This window comes from Anoxybacillus pushchinoensis (genome assembly GCF_900111795.1).
GTDB lineage: Bacteria > Bacillota > Bacilli > Bacillales > Anoxybacillaceae > Anoxybacillus > Anoxybacillus pushchinoensis.
In genome coordinates, this window is the sequence record NZ_FOJQ01000046.1 from 1 (window position 1) to 16,599 (window position 16,599).

The 16,599-nt window shown below is 40.2% G+C and carries 18 protein-coding genes and 1 rRNA gene; 18 read left to right on the forward strand and 1 reads right to left on the reverse strand.

From position 1 onward, the window contains the following. The first annotated feature begins 43 nt into the window (after window positions 1-43). The 9 genes from rrf to rsmI all read left to right on the forward strand — a co-directional run bounded on the left by rrf (window position 44) and on the right by rsmI (window position 6,455). Window positions 44-160: ribosomal RNA gene (gene rrf, locus BM213_RS11330) — 5S ribosomal RNA — on the forward strand. A gap of 117 nt (window positions 161-277) precedes the next feature. Beyond that, entirely contained in the window at window positions 278-460 is a 183-nt protein-coding gene (locus BM213_RS15175) for a sigma factor G inhibitor Gin (protein ID WP_091704195.1), read from the forward strand. Between the two features lie 82 nt (window positions 461-542). Further along, window positions 543-1,967, forward strand: a complete 1,425-nt coding sequence (locus tag BM213_RS11340; protein WP_091704201.1) for an aminotransferase class I/II-fold pyridoxal phosphate-dependent enzyme — start codon at window positions 543-545, stop codon at window positions 1,965-1,967. Window position 1,968: 1 nt separating this feature from the next. Then, entirely contained in the window at window positions 1,969-2,598 is a 630-nt protein-coding gene (tmk, locus tag BM213_RS11345) for a dTMP kinase (protein ID WP_091704205.1), read from the forward strand. Between the two features lie 10 nt (window positions 2,599-2,608). Further along, window positions 2,609-3,607, forward strand: coding sequence for a DNA polymerase III subunit delta' (gene holB, locus BM213_RS11350; RefSeq protein ID WP_091704209.1), 999 nt, complete (start codon window positions 2,609-2,611; stop codon window positions 3,605-3,607). Further along, window positions 3,600-4,427, forward strand: coding sequence for a PSP1 domain-containing protein (locus BM213_RS11355; protein WP_091704212.1), 828 nt, complete (start codon window positions 3,600-3,602; stop codon window positions 4,425-4,427). The genes holB and BM213_RS11355 overlap by 8 nt, the downstream gene beginning before the upstream one ends. A gap of 15 nt (window positions 4,428-4,442) precedes the next feature. Continuing rightward, on the forward strand, window positions 4,443-4,790 hold the full coding sequence (gene yabA, locus BM213_RS11360; RefSeq protein WP_003398194.1) for a DNA replication initiation control protein YabA: 348 nt from the start codon (window positions 4,443-4,445) through the stop codon (window positions 4,788-4,790). Between the two features lie 54 nt (window positions 4,791-4,844). Further along, window positions 4,845-5,579, forward strand: coding sequence for a tRNA1(Val) (adenine(37)-N6)-methyltransferase (locus tag BM213_RS11365; protein WP_091704215.1), 735 nt, complete (start codon window positions 4,845-4,847; stop codon window positions 5,577-5,579). A gap of 6 nt (window positions 5,580-5,585) precedes the next feature. Next, complete coding sequence (gene rsmI, locus BM213_RS11370) at window positions 5,586-6,455, forward strand: 16S rRNA (cytidine(1402)-2'-O)-methyltransferase (protein ID WP_091704217.1); 870 nt, start codon at window positions 5,586-5,588, stop codon at window positions 6,453-6,455. 36 nt (window positions 6,456-6,491) lie between these two features. Here rsmI and BM213_RS11375 read toward each other — a convergent pair whose 3' ends face one another. Further along, a complete protein-coding gene (locus tag BM213_RS11375) occupies window positions 6,492-6,782 on the reverse strand; it encodes an AbrB/MazE/SpoVT family DNA-binding domain-containing protein (protein ID WP_208601913.1) in 291 nt (96 codons plus the stop codon). 464 nt (window positions 6,783-7,246) lie between these two features. Between BM213_RS11375 and metG the strand changes: the two genes are divergently transcribed. The 9 genes from metG to purR all read left to right on the forward strand — a co-directional run bounded on the left by metG (window position 7,247) and on the right by purR (window position 16,232). Then, the gene (gene metG, locus BM213_RS11380) at window positions 7,247-9,184 is read left to right on the forward strand and encodes a methionine--tRNA ligase (protein WP_091704224.1); all 1,938 of its coding nucleotides are present in this window, start codon (window positions 7,247-7,249) and stop codon (window positions 9,182-9,184) included. Between the two features lie 117 nt (window positions 9,185-9,301). Further along, a complete protein-coding gene (locus tag BM213_RS11385; protein ID WP_091704226.1) occupies window positions 9,302-10,069 on the forward strand; it encodes a TatD family hydrolase in 768 nt (255 codons plus the stop codon). 205 nt (window positions 10,070-10,274) lie between these two features. Then, window positions 10,275-11,468, forward strand: a complete 1,194-nt coding sequence (locus tag BM213_RS11390) for a G5 and 3D domain-containing protein (protein WP_091704229.1) — start codon at window positions 10,275-10,277, stop codon at window positions 11,466-11,468. A 60-nt stretch (window positions 11,469-11,528) separates the two neighbouring features. Further along, window positions 11,529-12,101, forward strand: a complete 573-nt coding sequence (gene rnmV / locus BM213_RS11395; protein ID WP_091704231.1) for a ribonuclease M5 — start codon at window positions 11,529-11,531, stop codon at window positions 12,099-12,101. Beyond that, the gene (gene rsmA, locus BM213_RS11400; protein WP_003398203.1) at window positions 12,094-12,981 is read left to right on the forward strand and encodes a 16S rRNA (adenine(1518)-N(6)/adenine(1519)-N(6))-dimethyltransferase RsmA; all 888 of its coding nucleotides are present in this window, start codon (window positions 12,094-12,096) and stop codon (window positions 12,979-12,981) included. The genes rnmV and rsmA overlap by 8 nt, the downstream gene beginning before the upstream one ends. Window positions 12,982-13,054: 73 nt before the next feature. Continuing rightward, window positions 13,055-13,933, forward strand: coding sequence for a sporulation peptidase YabG (gene yabG, locus BM213_RS11405; RefSeq protein ID WP_091704234.1), 879 nt, complete (start codon window positions 13,055-13,057; stop codon window positions 13,931-13,933). A 198-nt stretch (window positions 13,934-14,131) separates the two neighbouring features. Further along, complete coding sequence (gene veg, locus BM213_RS11410) at window positions 14,132-14,401, forward strand: biofilm formation stimulator Veg (RefSeq protein ID WP_004888526.1); 270 nt, start codon at window positions 14,132-14,134, stop codon at window positions 14,399-14,401. A gap of 127 nt (window positions 14,402-14,528) precedes the next feature. Continuing rightward, window positions 14,529-15,395: a 4-(cytidine 5'-diphospho)-2-C-methyl-D-erythritol kinase gene (ispE, locus tag BM213_RS11415; protein WP_091704236.1), complete on the forward strand. Its 867-nt coding sequence runs from the start codon at window positions 14,529-14,531 to the stop codon at window positions 15,393-15,395. Between the two features lie 12 nt (window positions 15,396-15,407). Beyond that, entirely contained in the window at window positions 15,408-16,232 is an 825-nt protein-coding gene (gene purR / locus BM213_RS11420; protein ID WP_091704238.1) for a pur operon repressor, read from the forward strand. The last annotated feature ends 367 nt before the right edge of the window (window positions 16,233-16,599 follow it).

A 16,599-nucleotide genomic window follows, 5' to 3' on the forward strand; every position in this document is an offset into this window, starting at 1 on the left:
ACCTGTTATCTAGTTTTGAAGGAATCATCCTTCTATATGATTGCTCGGTGACGATGGCGGAGAGGTCACACCCGTTCCCATCCCGAACACGGAAGTTAAGCTCTCCAGCGCCGATGGTAGTTGGCGGGACACCGCCTGCGAGAGTAGGACGTTGCCGGGCAAGGAAAGACCAAGACTAAATTTGTCTTGGTCTTTTTTTACTCCCGCACCAAATGCTTTTTTCTGAGTATATTGTTATATGAAACTGGGAAAACTGTTAGCGGGAGGTGGAGAATAAATGTCTTATCAAAAAGCTTGTATTATATGTGATGAGCAAAATAAAAAAGGAATGCATGTTTTTCATCATTTCATATGTATGGATTGTCACAACGATCTCGTTCAAACAGAAGCAAATGAGGAGAAATACAAATTTTATGTCGATCGTCTAAGAAAAATTAGAGAGAATAAAATATATTCATAACGAAAGGCCCCTACTATGATTAGGGCCTGTTTTATTTTAATATATAGATATATAAATTAAACTTGTGAGGATGCGAAGAAAGATGGATCAGACGAAGACACCTCTATATACGCTTTTATGTGAACATGCCTCTAAACAACCAATCTCTTTTCATGTGCCAGGACATAAATACGGAGCTGTTTTTTACGAGGAGGCTCTCTCTTCCTTTTCATCATTGTTACATTTAGATGTAACAGAGCTTTCCCATCTAGACGACTTACATCATCCAACTGGGGCGATTGAACAAGCACAACAATTAGCTGCAAAGTTGTATGGTGCAAAACATACATATTTTTTAGTGAACGGTTCTACCGCTGGCAACTTGGCAATGATTGCGGCAGCATGTGTACAAAATAAAAAAGTGATTGTGCAACGCAATTGTCATAAATCAATTTTACATGCGTTACATCTCGTCGGAGCAACACCTATTTTTATTTCCCCGGAATTTGATGAAGATGTTCAAGTAATGTCTTTTGTACCTTTTGAAACGATTTCAAACGCATTAAGTGAACATCCAGATGCAGCAGCAATCGTTTTGACAAATCCAAACTATTATGGTATGACTATTGATTTAACGACAGTTATTCAATTGGCTCACTCTTATCGCATTCCAGTTTTAGTTGATGAAGCACACGGGGCTCATTTTGTTTTAGGGGAACCTTTTCCAAAGTCAGCTGTCGCATGTGGGGCAGATATTGTCGTGCAGTCGGCCCATAAAACGCTACCAGCGATGACAATGGGATCGTTTCTACACTTTAATAGTGAGTTCATAGACGAACGTATGTTGAAATACTTTTTACAAGTGTTTCAAACGAGTAGTCCATCTTATCCAATTATGGCTTCACTTGACTTGGCTCGTGCTTATTTAGCGCAACAAACGCGTGAAAGCATTCATGAAATGAGCGAACAAATTCAGTTATTTAAACGTGAACTGCAAACTATTGAGGCGATTGAAGTTGTTGAATCACAAAACCCGTTCATTCAAACGGACTTGTTGAAGATTACGTTACAAACACGTAGTGCATACTCAGGTTATGAGCTGCAACGATTATTAGAAAAAAACGGAATATTTACAGAAATGGCTGATCCATATAATGTGTTGCTCGTTTATCCACTTGCGACAATCAGCCAACTTCAAACGATTACATGGCGCATAAAACGTGCGTTGCAATGTATTCCGAGTGAACGGCAAAATGAACGAGTACAATTTCATTTACCGAAGCACTGTCAAGCGGTAAGTTATGAATGGACGAAAGGGCGTCAGACAAGAAAAGTATTGCTTCATGATGCGGTAGGATACGTTTGTGCTCAAATGGTCGTTCCTTATCCACCAGGCATTCCTATTTTACTGACTGGGGAAATTGTGACAAAGCAACATATTACGCTTATTCGACATTTGAAGCAAATGGGAGCCTATTTTCAAACAGATATAGATGGAGATTACATCGAAGTGTTCAAGGAGGATTAAGATGAGCTACTTATTTTTTTCATTTGAAGGTCCTGAAGGGGCAGGGAAAACGACGATTGTTCACATGCTTGCTAACTATTTAACGGAACAACATGTAGATGTGATTGCGACCCGTGAACCGGGTGGAATCGATATTGCCGAACAAATTCGGTCCGTCATTTTGCATCCAAGTAATGAACGAATGGATGCAAGAACAGAAGCTTTGCTTTACGCTGCGGCAAGACGGCAACATTTAGTCGAAAAAGTGATTCCTGCATTAAAAAATGGCAAAGTTGTGCTTTGTGATCGCTTTATTGACAGCTCTCTTGCTTATCAAGGTGTAGCGCGCGGGCTAGGAATAGATGAAATATTAGCGATTAATACGTTTGCCATTGAAGGCTGGATGCCAACATTAACGATTTATTTTGATATTGATCCAACGCTTGGATTAGCGCGCATTCGTGAAAATGACTTGCGAGAAGTCAATCGACTTGATTTAGAAGAAATCGCATTTCATGAACGGGTACGTAATGGGTACATGATGTTACTTGACCGCTTTCCAAAACGTATAAAAAAAGTGGATGCTGCTCAACCAATTGCAAAAGTGTTTGAAGATGTACAGGCGCTTATTGAGCCTTTTTTAAGAAAGTGAGTGGATCGTTATGTCATGGGAAATACTTGAAATAAATCAACCACATGTGGCAAAAATGATTTCCAACAGCATGAGAAAAGGAAGAATTGCTCATGCATACTTGTTCGAGGGGCAAAAAGGGACAGGAAAGAAAGAAGCAGCTCTTTTATTTGCTAAACGTTTGTTTTGTTTAACAAATTTGTATAAGGAGCCTTGTGAAACGTGCGTCAACTGCCGACGGATTCAATCTGGCAATCATCCAGACGTTCACTTCGTTACCCCTGATGGAAACTCCATAAAAAAACAACAAATTGAGCAGTTGCAAGAGGAGTTCACAAAAACAGCGGTTGAATCGAATCGAAAACTATATATTATTGAGCATGCTGATCAAATGACCGTTCAAGCTGCCAATAGCTTATTAAAATTTTTAGAGGAACCATCGGAAAAGACGGTGGCCATTTTATTAACTGAACAATTTCATCGCATACTCCCAACGATCGTTTCGCGTTGTCAAATTTTATCCTTCCATCCACTTCCAACCGAACGGATATGTGCATACTTACAAGAACATGGTGTGCCACGACAGTTGGCTATATTAGCTGCAAGGGTAACGAACAATGTGGAAGAAGCTCTTCGACTAAGTCAAGATGATTGGTTTGCACAAGCACGAAAAATAGTGATACAATTATATGAAGCGTTAAATAGTGAGTATGTACAAGCTTTGCTCGTTATTCAACAACATTGGCTTAGCCATTTTGCGAACAAAGAGCAAATGCATATTGGTTTAGATTTATTATTATATTTATATAATGATTTATTATATGTGTTGCTAGGGGAAGAACAGCATATTGCATATGGTGATTGCATGGAGCAATTTCAACGGTCCCGTTTTCTTTATTCTGAAAAGCAAATTGCTCAGCACATGAAGGTAATTTTACAAGCAAAAGCGCGGTTGCATACGAATATGAATCCGCAGCTTTTAATGGAACAGCTAGTATTGCAGTTGCGGGAGGGATCTGCATTTGTATGAAGTTGTAGGCGTTCGTTTTAAAAAGGCGGGAAAAATTTATTACTTTGATCCTGGCGATTTGCCGATTTCAAATGGTGACTATGTTATTGTTGAAACGGTTGGCGGGATTGAATTTGGAAAAGTTGTTGTTGCGAAAAAACAAGTGGACGAAAAAGATATTGTGTTACCGTTGAAAAAAGTTATTCGTATGGCCGATCAAAAAGATAAACTCGTCGTAGAGGAAAATAAACAGGCAGCGGAAGAAGCGTACGATATTTGTTTAAAAAAAGTGGAAGAGCACGGTTTGGAAATGAAGCTCGTCGATGTTGAATACACGTTTGATCGCAATAAGATCATTTTTTATTTTACTGCTGATGGACGAGTCGATTTTCGCGAGCTTGTTAAAGATTTAGCAGCTATTTTTCGCACAAGAATTGAGTTGAGACAAATTGGTGTACGTGATGAAGCAAAAATGTTAGGTGGTATCGGACCGTGCGGACGCATGCTTTGTTGTTCGACGTTTTTAGGCGACTTCGATCCGGTATCGATTAAAATGGCGAAAGATCAAAACTTATCGTTAAACCCGACAAAAATATCGGGACTATGCGGTCGATTAATGTGCTGCTTAAAATATGAAAACGATGAATACGAAACAGCAAAAGAACAATTGCCGGACTTAGGGGAAATGATCGAAACGCCTCTTGGACTAGGGAAAGTTGTTGGTTTGAACATTTTAGAACGAGTGTTACAAGTGGAGTTAGTGGAAAAAGATCGGGTAGTTGAGTATACGATTGATGAATTAATAAAAGAAAAAGTTCTTCCTACTCAAGCCACAGAGTGATGGGGTGGATGGCGCGTGAATAAAAAAGAGATTTTTCAATCTGTAACAAGCATCGAGGAACAAATTGCCCATTTATATAAACAGCTCGGGGAATTGAAAAATTATCTCGGGGAGTTAATTGAAGAAAATCATCGGCTTCAAGTGGAAAATGACCATTTGCGTAGACGGCTCGAACAGCTGTCTGAAAACAAAGTAGAGCAAGGAAAAAAACAAACGAAAGCGAAGTTAGTCGATATAGGCGAAGGGTATGATAATTTAGCTCGCTTGTATCAAGAGGGATTTCATATTTGCAACGTACATTACGGAAGTTTACGGACCGATGGAGATTGTTTGTTTTGCTTGTCATTTTTAAATAAAAAATAGCCTTTCTGACAAATGGTCTGGAAGGCTATTTTGTTGTAGAAAGAGGGAGTTTACATGTTGCGTGAAGATGAACGACTGGACTACTTACTAGCAGAAGATATGAAAATTATCCAAAGTCCATCCGTGTTTGCTTTTTCATTAGATGCTGTATTGTTAGCGAATTTTGTATACGTTCCGATTCAAAAAGGAAATTTAGTTGATTTATGTACAGGCAACGGAGTGATTCCGCTGTTGTTAAGTAAACGGACGAAAGGAAAAATTATTGGTGTCGAAATTCAAGAAAAGATTTATGATATGGCGAAACGAAGTGTGCAATATAACGGACTAGAAGGGCAAATTGAAATGATTCACGGTGATATTAAAGATATGCCTGCTTGTCTCGGATATAGTAAATTTGATGTTGTAACGTGCAATCCGCCTTATTTTCCAACACCAAACCAAGAAGAAATCAACAAAAATGAACATTTTGCCATTGCGCGTCATGAAATTTACTGTACGTTAGAAGATGTCATTCGCGTTAGCAGTCAATTGTTAAAGCAAGGTGGTAAAGCAGCTTTTGTTCACCGTCCAGAACGTTTGTTAGACATTGTTACATTGATGAGGCAATATCGTTTGGAGCCGAAACGTTTACGATTCATTTATCCAAAAGAGGGAAAAGAGGCGAACACCATTTTAATTGAAGGGATAAAAGATGGAAATAAAGGACTAAAAATATTGCCGCCTCTGATCGTGTATGAACAAAATGGGGAATATACGAGTGAACTAAAATATATTTTATATGGGGAATGAGATTATATGAACGAACAAAAAAGCTTTGTTGAAGAAGGGGAAAAGGGCGTTTTATACATTGTCCCAACGCCAATCGGAAATTTGCAAGATATGACATTTCGTGCGGTCGACACGTTACGGACAGTTCACTTTATTGCTGCTGAAGATACACGTCAAACGAAAAAGTTGCTTAACCATTTCGATATTCACACACCGCTTGTGAGTTATCACGAACATAATAAAGAGGCGAGCGGTGAAAAAATTATTGCCGCCTTGTTAGAAGGAAAACATGTTGCATTAGTAAGCGACGCAGGTACTCCAACGATTTCTGATCCGGGTTATGAACTTGTTAAGGGCGCATTAAACGTTAATTGTAAAGTCATTCCGCTCCCTGGTGCTAACGCAGCTGTGACGGCACTGACAGCATCCGGGCTTCCGACGAGCCATTTTTATTTTTATGGATTTTTACCACGTCATAAAAAAGAAAAGAAAAAAGAGCTCGAGCAACTAAAACATATAAAAGATACGCTCATTTTTTACGAGGCGCCGCATCGTCTTCAAGAAACGCTAGCTATTATGCATCATGTATTCGGGAATCGGAAAATGGTCGTGGCGCGCGAACTGACAAAAAGATTTGAACAATTTATTCGCGGAACGATCGAAGAGGTGATGCATTGGGCAGAACATCATGAAATTCGCGGGGAGTTTTGTCTTCTTATAGAAGGGAATCATGTCACATTAAATGATGAATCGGTATGGTGGGATCATTTAACGATTGTTGAGCACGTAAACTATTACATAGAAGTAAAGCAATATACTTCGAAGGAAGCCATTAAACAAGTGGCGAAAGATCGGCAATTGCCGAAGCGGGATGTGTATGAAGCATATCATAAGTAAAAAAAAAGTTTCTCTAGAAAAGTCTAGAGAAACTTTTTATTTTGATTGTTGAAGCAAGTTTTGGATTTCTTGCAATAACATCTCTGCGCCTTCTTTACTTAAAATGATTTTTCCGTCTGCAAGCTTGAAGTTGTCGTCAGATACTTCCCCAGTTACTACACAAGTCATGTTTGGCTTATACTTTTTCAAAATGATGCGCTCATCATCTACGTAAATTTCCAACGCATCTTTTTCTGCAATGCCTAACGTGCGGCGCAACTCAATCGGAATAACAACGCGACCTAACTCATCGACTTTACGAACAATACCTGTTGATTTCATGTTTATTCTCCTCTCCTTTGTTCATCCTTTTTTCGTCAATATTCGACAAAATCTCTATGGATTTATCATAACAACTTTTCCATTAAGCGTCAATCCTTTTATATGCAATAATAAAAAAAAATGTATGATTTACATGTCGTTGCACATAAAATTCGCCAAAATTATGGTTGAAATGACAAAATCCAAATGATTTGACAAGAGATGCATAACAGTTTTTAACTTCTTTTCAAGACGATACAAACCTTATTATAAATATTATTCGACAAAATTCAACATAAATTCGACAAATTTTCTTGTATATTTTCGACAAAAGTATATTGTTTATCGACAATCTCATGCCGGGTAGTTGACAGCGCTCTCTATTTTTATGTATATTTTGGTGAGATAAGAGGAATAGATGCAAATATGTAATCGCTCTCGTCCTTTGGGCGAGAGCGATTCTACTAAACGTACAGTAAGGAGGGGTACAAGTGGCGAAGAAAACGTTTTATATCACAACACCTATTTATTATCCGAGCGATAAATTACATATCGGTCATGCGTATACAACGGTGGCTGGCGATGCAATGGCGAGATATAAACGAATGCGCGGCTATGATGTGATGTACTTGACTGGAACGGATGAGCACGGCCAAAAAATTCAGCGGAAGGCAGAAGAAAAAGGAGTTACTCCACAAGCATATGTCGATGAAATTGTGGCCGGAATTAAGGAATTGTGGAAAAAGCTTGATATATCTTACGACGATTTTATTCGTACAACGGAACAGCGCCATAAACAAGTCGTTGAGAAAATTTTTGCCCGCCTTTTAGAACAAGGGGACATTTATTTAGACGAGTACGAAGGATGGTACTGTACTCCATGTGAGTCGTTTTATACGGAAAGACAATTAGTTGATGGAAATTGTCCAGATTGCGGGCGTCCTGTCGAAAAAGTAAAAGAGCAATCATATTTTTTCCGCATGAGCAAATATGTTGATCGGTTATTAGCGTTTTATGAAGAAAATCCGCAATTTATCCAGCCAGAATCGCGTAAAAATGAAATGATTAACAACTTTATCAAGCCAGGTTTAGAAGATTTAGCGGTATCGCGAACGACATTTGATTGGGGTATTCGTGTTCCGGGAGACCCGAAGCACATCATTTACGTATGGATCGATGCGCTGTCGAACTATATTACGGCGTTAGGATATGGAACAGAAAATGACGAAAAATATAAAACGTATTGGCCAGCGGACGTCCACCTTGTTGGAAAAGAAATTGTTCGTTTCCATACGATTTATTGGCCAATTATGTTGATGGCTCTAGATCTTCCACTTCCGAAAAAAGTGTTTGCGCACGGCTGGTTGCTTATGAAAGATGGAAAAATGTCGAAATCAAAAGGAAACGTCGTTGATCCGGTGACGTTAATCGATCGTTACGGTCTCGATGCATTGCGTTATTATTTGCTTCGTGAAGTGCCGTTTGGCTCAGATGGTGTATTTACGCCGGAAGGTTTTGTTGAGCGTATAAACTACGACTTAGCAAACGATTTAGGTAACTTGCTTAATCGAACTGTAGCGATGATTGAGAAATATTTTGGTGGACGTATCCCAGTATACAGCGGTACGCACACACCGTTTGATGAACAGCTTGTGCAAACAACGTATGATACGGTAAAACAATACGAGGAAGCGATGGAACATATGCAATTTTCTCACGCTTTAACAACGATTTGGCAACTCATTAGTCGCACGAACAAATATATTGATGAAACGCAACCGTGGGTGTTGGCAAAAGATGAAACGTTGCGTGATCAGTTGGCTTCTGTTATGTCGCATTTAGCAGAGTGTCTTCGTTATGTAGCCGTTTTATTGCAGCCATTTTTAACAGAAACGCCTAAACGAATGTTCGCGCAGCTTGGCATTCAAGATGAACAGTTGATGAGCTGGGATAGTTTGCAAACGTTCGGTGCTTCGCAACAAGAACGAACAGTTGAGAAGGGAACGCCGCTTTTCCCACGGCTAGACGTACAAGAAGAAGTGCAATATATTCAAACGCAAATGAAGGGAACAACAGTCAATAAAGAGGAAAAACAAGAACAAAGCGAAGAAATTACGATCGATGATTTTATGAAAGTAGACTTGCGCGTTGCACAAGTGATTCACGCTGAACCGATTCCGAAAGCGGATCGCCTGCTTAAGCTGCAACTTGATTTAGGTTATGAGAAGCGACAAGTTGTATCAGGTATTGCGAAATATTACAAACCGGAAGATTTAATCGGGAAAAAAGTTATTTGTGTGACCAACTTAAAGCCCGTCAAGCTTCGTGGGGAATTATCGCAAGGCATGATTTTAACAGGAGAAAAAGACGGGGTATTGTCGTTGGCGACAGTTGACGAATCGCTTCCAAACGGGGCAAAAGTGAAGTAAAGAGGTGTTGTGAAAAACACCTCTTTGTTTCTATTTTGTAATGTAATTGTTATATCGTTGTGATTTATGTAACGAGATTGTGTGGTAAACTGAACATCGGAAGAAAAGAGGGGTTATATGTTATTTGATACACATGCACATTTAAATGCTACACAATTTAACGAAGATGTTGAACAAGTTATCGAACGAGCACGTGCAGAAGGTGTGTCACATATTGTTGTTGTCGGATTTGATCGTCCAACTATCGAGCGAGCAATGGAGTTAGCTGATCAATATTCCTTTATTTACGCAGCTGTCGGATGGCATCCTGTTGATGCGATTCATATGACTGATGACGATCTTATGATGATTGAGCAGCTAGCAGCGCATCCGAAAGTGGTGGCGCTCGGTGAGATGGGGCTTGATTATTATTGGGATCAGTCGCCGAAAGAAGTACAAAAAGAAGTATTTCGAAAGCAAATTCGTTTAGCTAAAAAAGTGAAGTTGCCGATTATTATACATAATCGCGATGCGACAGCTGACATTGTTCATATTTTACGGGAGGAGCAAGCGGCAGAAGTCGGTGGCGTGATGCATTGTTTTACTGGTAGTGTAGAAGTGGCGCATCAATGCATCGATATGAATTTTTATATTTCATTTGGCGGTCCCGTGACGTTTAAAAATGCAAAAAAACCGAAAGAAGTGGCAAAAGAAATTCCGCTCGATCGGCTGCTTATTGAAACGGACTGTCCGTACTTAACGCCACATCCGTTTCGTGGAAAAAGAAACGAGCCGAGCTATGTAAAGTATGTTGCCGAAGCGATTGCTGAGTTAAAAGGGGTGTCTTTTGACGAAGTGGCACAAAAAACGTCCGACAATGCAAAGCGATTATTCGGCATCATTTGATAGAAAAACGTGTCGATTGTTAGGAAGGCTTGTCTAAAAAAAAGATGGGACGCGTGCGTTCTACAACTTTTTTTGCAAGCATACAATGTGTTTGTCGACAAGTCTTCCTTCCCTTTTGATCGAATATTTTGAATAATAGATAATAAGCTTCATAGAAAGGGAGGCGTCGTCACGGTTATCTATCGGAAAAGGAGGCGTTTTTATTTTGATTACGTATGTAAAAAAATTATTGCAATCAACATCAAAGAAAAAAATTGCGCTAGCTACAGGAGGATTTCTGGTATTATCAGGAATGACAGGATATGCTAGCTATGAATGGACAAAAGAAACGGTTACGTTATATACGAACGGAAAAGAGCAAAAAGTACGTACCCATGCCAATACAGTCGCTGAGTTATTAAAAGAACAAAACATTAAGCTAAAAGAAGAAGATTTTATTTCTCCCTCACCGCAAACAAAAATTGTTAATCATTTAACTGTTAAGTGGGAAGCGAGTAAGCCGATTGTACTCATTGTTGATGGGGTAGAAAAGAAGTTAAGGACGACGGCTAAAACTGTCAAGGATGTATTGCATATTCAACAAATCGAGCTTCGTGAGCACGATCAAGTATCGCCAAACGTTGACGAAGTAGTGAAAGAAAATATGAAAATTGTGATAAGTAAGGCATTTCCAATCACATTAAATGACGGCGGCAAACAGCAACAAGTTTGGTCTACTTCGACTACGGTCGCTGACTTTTTAGCTAAACAACATATTACATTACGGGAACTGGATCGCGTTCAACCAACATTGAATGAAAAGATTCAACCAAACACAAAAATAAACATTGTTCGAGTTGAAAAAGTCACCGATGTAGTGGAAGAACCAGTAAATTTCGTCGTTGTTCAGAAGAAAGATGCACAATTAGAAAAAGGGAAACAAAAGGTAATTAGCGAAGGGGAAAAAGGGATTGTTGCTAAGCAATATGAAGTCATTTTAGAAAACGGAAAAGAAGTGTCGCGTAAACTGATAAAGACAGAAACGATTAAACCGAGCAAAAACCGTATCGTTGCTGTTGGTACAAAAGTTGCCCAACCGACACTAGCTTCTCGTGGCAGCGACGAGGTAGCCCAAGAGCTTTATGTTATAGCTACAGCGTATACGGCGTATTGTGGAGGATGTTCAGGAACGACTGCAACGGGTGTCAATCTGCGTGCTAATCCGAATGCGAAAGTTATTGCGGTCGATCCGCGTGTTATTCCGCTTGGGACGAGAGTATACGTTGAAGGATATGGTTATGCTGTTGCGGCTGATACAGGAGCCAATGTAAAAGGATATAAAATTGATGTATTTTTTCCAGATAAGTCGACGGCGTATCGATGGGGGAAGAAACGCGTAAAAATTAAAATTATAAAATAGCTACAGAGGATTTCGAGATCCTCTGTTTTTTCGTTATAATGAGTGAAGAATAGTTGAGAGATGGAGGTTATTATGAAAATTAAAGAAATTATCGTTGTCGAAGGGCGCGATGATACAGTAGCCATTCGTCGCGCAGTTGATGCAGATACAATTGAAACGAATGGGGCAGCCATTAACGATGAAACGATTGAGCGCATTCGCTTAGCTCAACAACAGCGTGGGGTTATCATTTTCACTGATCCTGATTATCCAGGGGAAAAAATTCGTAAAACCATTGCCGAGCGTGTACCGGGATGTAAGCACGCATTTTTAACGCGCGAGGAAGCGCGAGGAAAACACGGGAAAGGTCTCGGTGTTGAACATGCGTCCGTTGAAGCGATTCGCACCGCGCTTTTAAGCGTATACGAAGAAATGATTGATACGAAAGAAGAAATTTCATTCCAACATCTTGTTGATGTTGGATTAATTGGTGGACCGCTAGCAAGCGCTCGCCGTGAGAAGTTAGGGAAATTATTAAAAATCGGATATACAAACGGGAAACAACTGCATAAACGGTTGCAAATGTTCCAAATTTCGAAGGAGCAATTTACAGAAGCGATGAAGGAAGTCATGCGGGAGGAACGACATGTATAAAGATATTGCTACACCGACACGCACAAAAGAAATTTTGACGAAATACGGCTTTTCTTTTAAAAAAAGTCTTGGACAAAACTTTTTAATTGAACCAAATGTTTTACATCGTATTGTTGATTTTGCTGAACTGTCTGAGCAAACGGGTGTCATTGAAATTGGACCGGGAATCGGGGCGCTTACGGAGCAATTAGCGCGACGTGCGAAAAAAGTGGTAGCGTTCGAAATCGACCAACGGCTTTTACCGATTCTCGATGAAACGCTTTCCCCATACGGAAACGTATCGATTATTCATCAAGATATTTTAAAAGCAAATGTGGAGAAAGTGATAGCGGAACAGTTGGCAGATGTTGATGATATTATGGTCGTTGCTAATTTACCGTATTACGTGACAACACCAATTATTATGAAGTTATTGACAGATCGTCTCCCTATTCGTGGGATGGTTGTGATGTTACAAAAAGAGGTAGCAGAGCGAATGGCTGCAAAGCCGGGTACGAAAGACTACGGGTCGTTAACAATTGCTGTTCAATATTATACGCATGCTGAAACAGTTATGCATGTGCCAAGAACAGTATTCATGCCAAAACCGAATGTAGACTCTGCGGTCATTCGTTTATTGAGACGAGAACAACCGGCTGTTCATGTTTCGGATGAACAGTTTTTCTTTACTGTTGTTCGTGCAAGCTTTGGACAACGGCGCAAGACGATTTTGAATAATTTAATGAGCCAGTTGCCAAATGGTAAAGAGAAAAAAGAGCAAATCGAACAAGCGCTTCACAACGCCCATATCGATCCGAAGCGCAGGGGGGAAACGCTTACAATCGCTGAGTTCGCTACATTGAGCGAGCAACTATATGACATGTTTCGTCAAGAGGCTTAAAGCCTCTTTTTTTACACGCTCTGCGCTGTTTATGCATATGTTACAAACAAAACAGGCGAAGGGGCGGGCGTGTATGATTCAAATTGGAGATATTGTTGCACGGAAATCATATGAATGTGATATTTTGTTTCGGGTCATCGATATAAAAGAAAACGATGAGGAGAAAGAAGCGATCTTGTATGGAGAAGATGTTCGACTAATAGCAGATGCTCCTTTTTCTGATTTAGTCATCATTGATGAACGAGAAAAAAAGAAACGAAAAGAAAAAGAAAAAGAACATATTGAGCAATGCTATAAGTTATTGCGACAAGATTATCGACTGTTGCGGGAAAAAAGTGAATATGAGGCGACAGGCGGGTACGACGTGAAAATGGACTTTTTTCAACTGCCGGGACGAGTGCTTCATATCGATGGAGATCCGCTTTATTTAAGAAAATGTATGCAGCTGTACGAAAGAATTGGGGTACCGGTATATGGTGTGCATTGTAATGAAATAGATATGCCCGATCGCATTATTCCGCTGCTGGAGCAAGTGCGTCCAGATATTTTAGTTGTAACTGGGCACGATGCTTATTCAAAATCAAAAGGAGCGGTTGATGATTTGAAAGCGTATCGCCATTCCAAGCATTTTGTACAAACGGTGAGACAAGCGCGAAAAAAAATCCCGAACCTTGATCAACTTGTTATTTTTGCTGGGGCGTGTCAATCTCATTTTGAATCGCTTATTCGAGCAGGTGCGAACTTCGCAAGCTCTCCTGCACGCGTCAATATTCATGCGCTTGATCCTGTATATATTGTCTCACGCGTTAGTTTCACTCCTTTTATGGACCGCATTAACGTATGGGACGTATTAAGAAATACATTGACAGGGGAAAAGGGGCTTGGCGGTGTTGAGACGCGCGGTGTTTTGCGAACCGGAATGCCGTTTCGGACGATTACTGAACAAGCATAAATAAAATCCTCTTGTCTTTTTACCGTAGTGGTAAAAAGACAAGTTTTGTTTTTTAACACTTTTTGTACATAGTTTTTTCTTTATTTGTTCATAATAAAAACAAAAGTATTGACATTTAATATTTTTTGTTGATATAATTCTTAATTTTTGACTTATCTTTTTTCATTTGTTATACTATGTAATAGTGAGGTGGATACGATGGGAAAAACATTGTCGGAAATTAAAAAAGTGTTGGATTCGAATCTCGGTAAAAGATTGACGTTAAAAGCGAACGGTGGGCGTCGAAAGACAATCGAGCGTTGCGGCGTGTTGGCTCAAACATATCCGTCCGTATTTGTTGTTGAACTTGATCAAGAAGAAAACGCTTTTGAACGTGTATCATATAGTTATGCAGACGTGTTGACGGAAACAGTACAACTTACATTTTTAGATGACGAACAAGTAGCGATGAGCAGCTCACATTCATGACGGCTAAGGAGGCGACCAATATCGGTGGTCTCTTTTTTTGTGGCCATTGAAAAGGTACGTATTTGTTCACTATTTTTTGTGGTAAAATGTCGATAGGAGTTTGAAGTCGGAAAAGTAGGTGAACAGATTGAGGTTGTTAGTCAAAGCGCCAGCGAAAATTAATTTATCTCTCGACGTATTACATAAACGTCCAGATGGCTACCATGAAGTCAAAATGGTGATGACAACGATTGATTTAGCTGATCGTGTGGAGTTGACCGATTTATATTGTGATACGATTCAAATTATTTCTCACAATCGCTTCGTGCCAGATGATGAGAGAAACTTGGCGTATCAAGCAGCTAAATTACTAAAGGAAAAGTTTAGAATACGACGTGGGGTGGCTATCGCAATTACGAAACATATTCCTGTTGCAGCAGGGCTTGCAGGTGGAAGCAGTGATGCAGCTGCAACGTTGCGAGGATTAAATAAGCTGTGGGGGTTAGGGTTGAGTTTAGACGAACTTGCTGAAATTGGAGCGGAGATTGGCTCGGACGTTCCGTTTTGTGTATATGGAGGAACAGCGGTTGCCACAGGAAGAGGGGAAAAAATCGAACATATCCCTGCTCCTCCACCAAGTTGGGTCATTTTAGCGAAGCCAACGATCGGTGTATCGACGGCAGAGGTGTACCGAAATTTACAACTACAATCTGTGAATCATCCGGATGTAGACGGAATGGTTGCTGCGATTAAAGAGAAAAACTATGAAAAAATTTGTGCACTCGCTGGCAATGTGCTAGAAAGTGTAACGTTAAACATGCATCCTGAAGTAGCCCAAATTAAAGAGCAGATGAAACGCTTCGGGGCGGATGTCTCACTAATGAGCGGAAGCGGACCGACTGTATTTGGCCTCGTTCAACACGATTCACGTTTACAACGGGTATATAATGGTTTGCGCGGTTTTTGCGAGCACGTTTATGCCGTTCGATTAATTGGAGAAAGACATGAACAATGAGGAGGTTATTATATGAAATTAAGGCGAAGCAGCCGACTCGTGGATATGACGCATTATTTGCTTTATCATCCACATCAACTCGTACCACTCACCTTTTTTGCGGAGCGATACGGTTCAGCCAAATCGTCTATTAGTGAAGATTTAGCTATTATTAAGCAAACGTTTGAACAACAAGGAATCGGTTTGTTGCGCACGCTTCCTGGCGCAGCAGGCGGAGTACAATATGTACCGAAAATTTCAGAGGGAGAAGCAAAACAATTTATTCAACAATTATGTACAAGTTTAGCTGATCCAGATCGGCTTCTCCCTGGTGGTTATTTATATATGACAGATTTACTTGGCGATACGCGCATCGTTAACCAAATTGGCCGTTTATACGCCTCGGCATTTGCACACGAAAACATTGATTTTGTTGTGACAGTTGCTACAAAAGGAATTCCGTTAGCTTACGCTGTGGCGAGCTTTTTAAACGTACCCGTTGTAATTATTCGCCGCGACAGCAAAGTGACGGAAGGATCGATGGTGAGCATCAACTACGTGTCCGGTTCATCCAAACGCATTCAAACAATGGTTTTATCTAAGCGTAGTTTAACGGAGGGAGCTAACGTTCTAATCGTTGACGATTTTATGAAAGCGGGCGGAACGATCAATGGCATGATTAGTTTGTTAGCAGAGTTCCGAGCACATGTTGTCGGTATTGGTGTGCTTGTCGAATCCGAGGAAGCGGAAGAGAGACTCGTTGATGAATATGTTTCCCTTGTGAAACTAACATCTGTCAATGTGAAAGAAAAACAAATTACCGTAGAAGAAGGAAACTACTTTCATTTTGTCAAATAAAATAAGTGATTTTTGCATACAGGAGGAAGAGCTGTCAACTACCCCCACTTAGCTAACGCTTGAAGCGGGGGCTTGCAACTCCCCAGAAGTGCGAACGGACTTCGTCCTCCTTCCTTGACTTGGGGTTGCATCAGGGGCAGGTTGACGACTACCCAACGACATAGGTCATGCCTATATCGCTACCGAGTGGCTCGGCATGTCTGTAGGCAGTACTTGACTTCCACGCACAACAGACGGATGTACGCTCGATGTTTTACGGTTGCAACGTTTCCTGCAACCAACTCCCTACATCGAGTAACGGGGATTGGAGTGCCTTGATTCAACGGTTTTCTCCACATTCTTATTCTATCATATACAAAAGAAAGGA

What these genes read in the sequence shown, in the direction of transcription:
- BM213_RS15175 (WP_091704195.1), top strand. Translation starts at nt 278, where the DNA reads ATGTCTTATCAAAAAGCTTGTATTATATGTGATGAGCAAAATAAAAAA.
- BM213_RS11340 (WP_091704201.1), top strand. Translation starts at nt 543, where the DNA reads ATGGATCAGACGAAGACACCTCTATATACGCTTTTATGTGAACATGCC.
- tmk (WP_091704205.1), top strand. Translation starts at nt 1,969, where the DNA reads ATGAGCTACTTATTTTTTTCATTTGAAGGTCCTGAAGGGGCAGGGAAA.
- holB (WP_091704209.1), top strand. Translation starts at nt 2,609, where the DNA reads ATGTCATGGGAAATACTTGAAATAAATCAACCACATGTGGCAAAAATG.
- BM213_RS11365 (WP_091704215.1), top strand. Translation starts at nt 4,845, where the DNA reads ATGTTGCGTGAAGATGAACGACTGGACTACTTACTAGCAGAAGATATG.
- rsmI (WP_091704217.1), top strand. Translation starts at nt 5,586, where the DNA reads ATGAACGAACAAAAAAGCTTTGTTGAAGAAGGGGAAAAGGGCGTTTTA.
- BM213_RS11385 (WP_091704226.1), top strand. Translation starts at nt 9,302, where the DNA reads ATGTTATTTGATACACATGCACATTTAAATGCTACACAATTTAACGAA.
- rnmV (WP_091704231.1), top strand. Translation starts at nt 11,529, where the DNA reads ATGGAGGTTATTATGAAAATTAAAGAAATTATCGTTGTCGAAGGGCGC.
- rsmA (WP_003398203.1), top strand. Translation starts at nt 12,094, where the DNA reads ATGTATAAAGATATTGCTACACCGACACGCACAAAAGAAATTTTGACG.
- yabG (WP_091704234.1), top strand. Translation starts at nt 13,055, where the DNA reads ATGATTCAAATTGGAGATATTGTTGCACGGAAATCATATGAATGTGAT.
- veg (WP_004888526.1), top strand. Translation starts at nt 14,132, where the DNA reads ATGGGAAAAACATTGTCGGAAATTAAAAAAGTGTTGGATTCGAATCTC.
- purR (WP_091704238.1), top strand. Translation starts at nt 15,408, where the DNA reads ATGAAATTAAGGCGAAGCAGCCGACTCGTGGATATGACGCATTATTTG.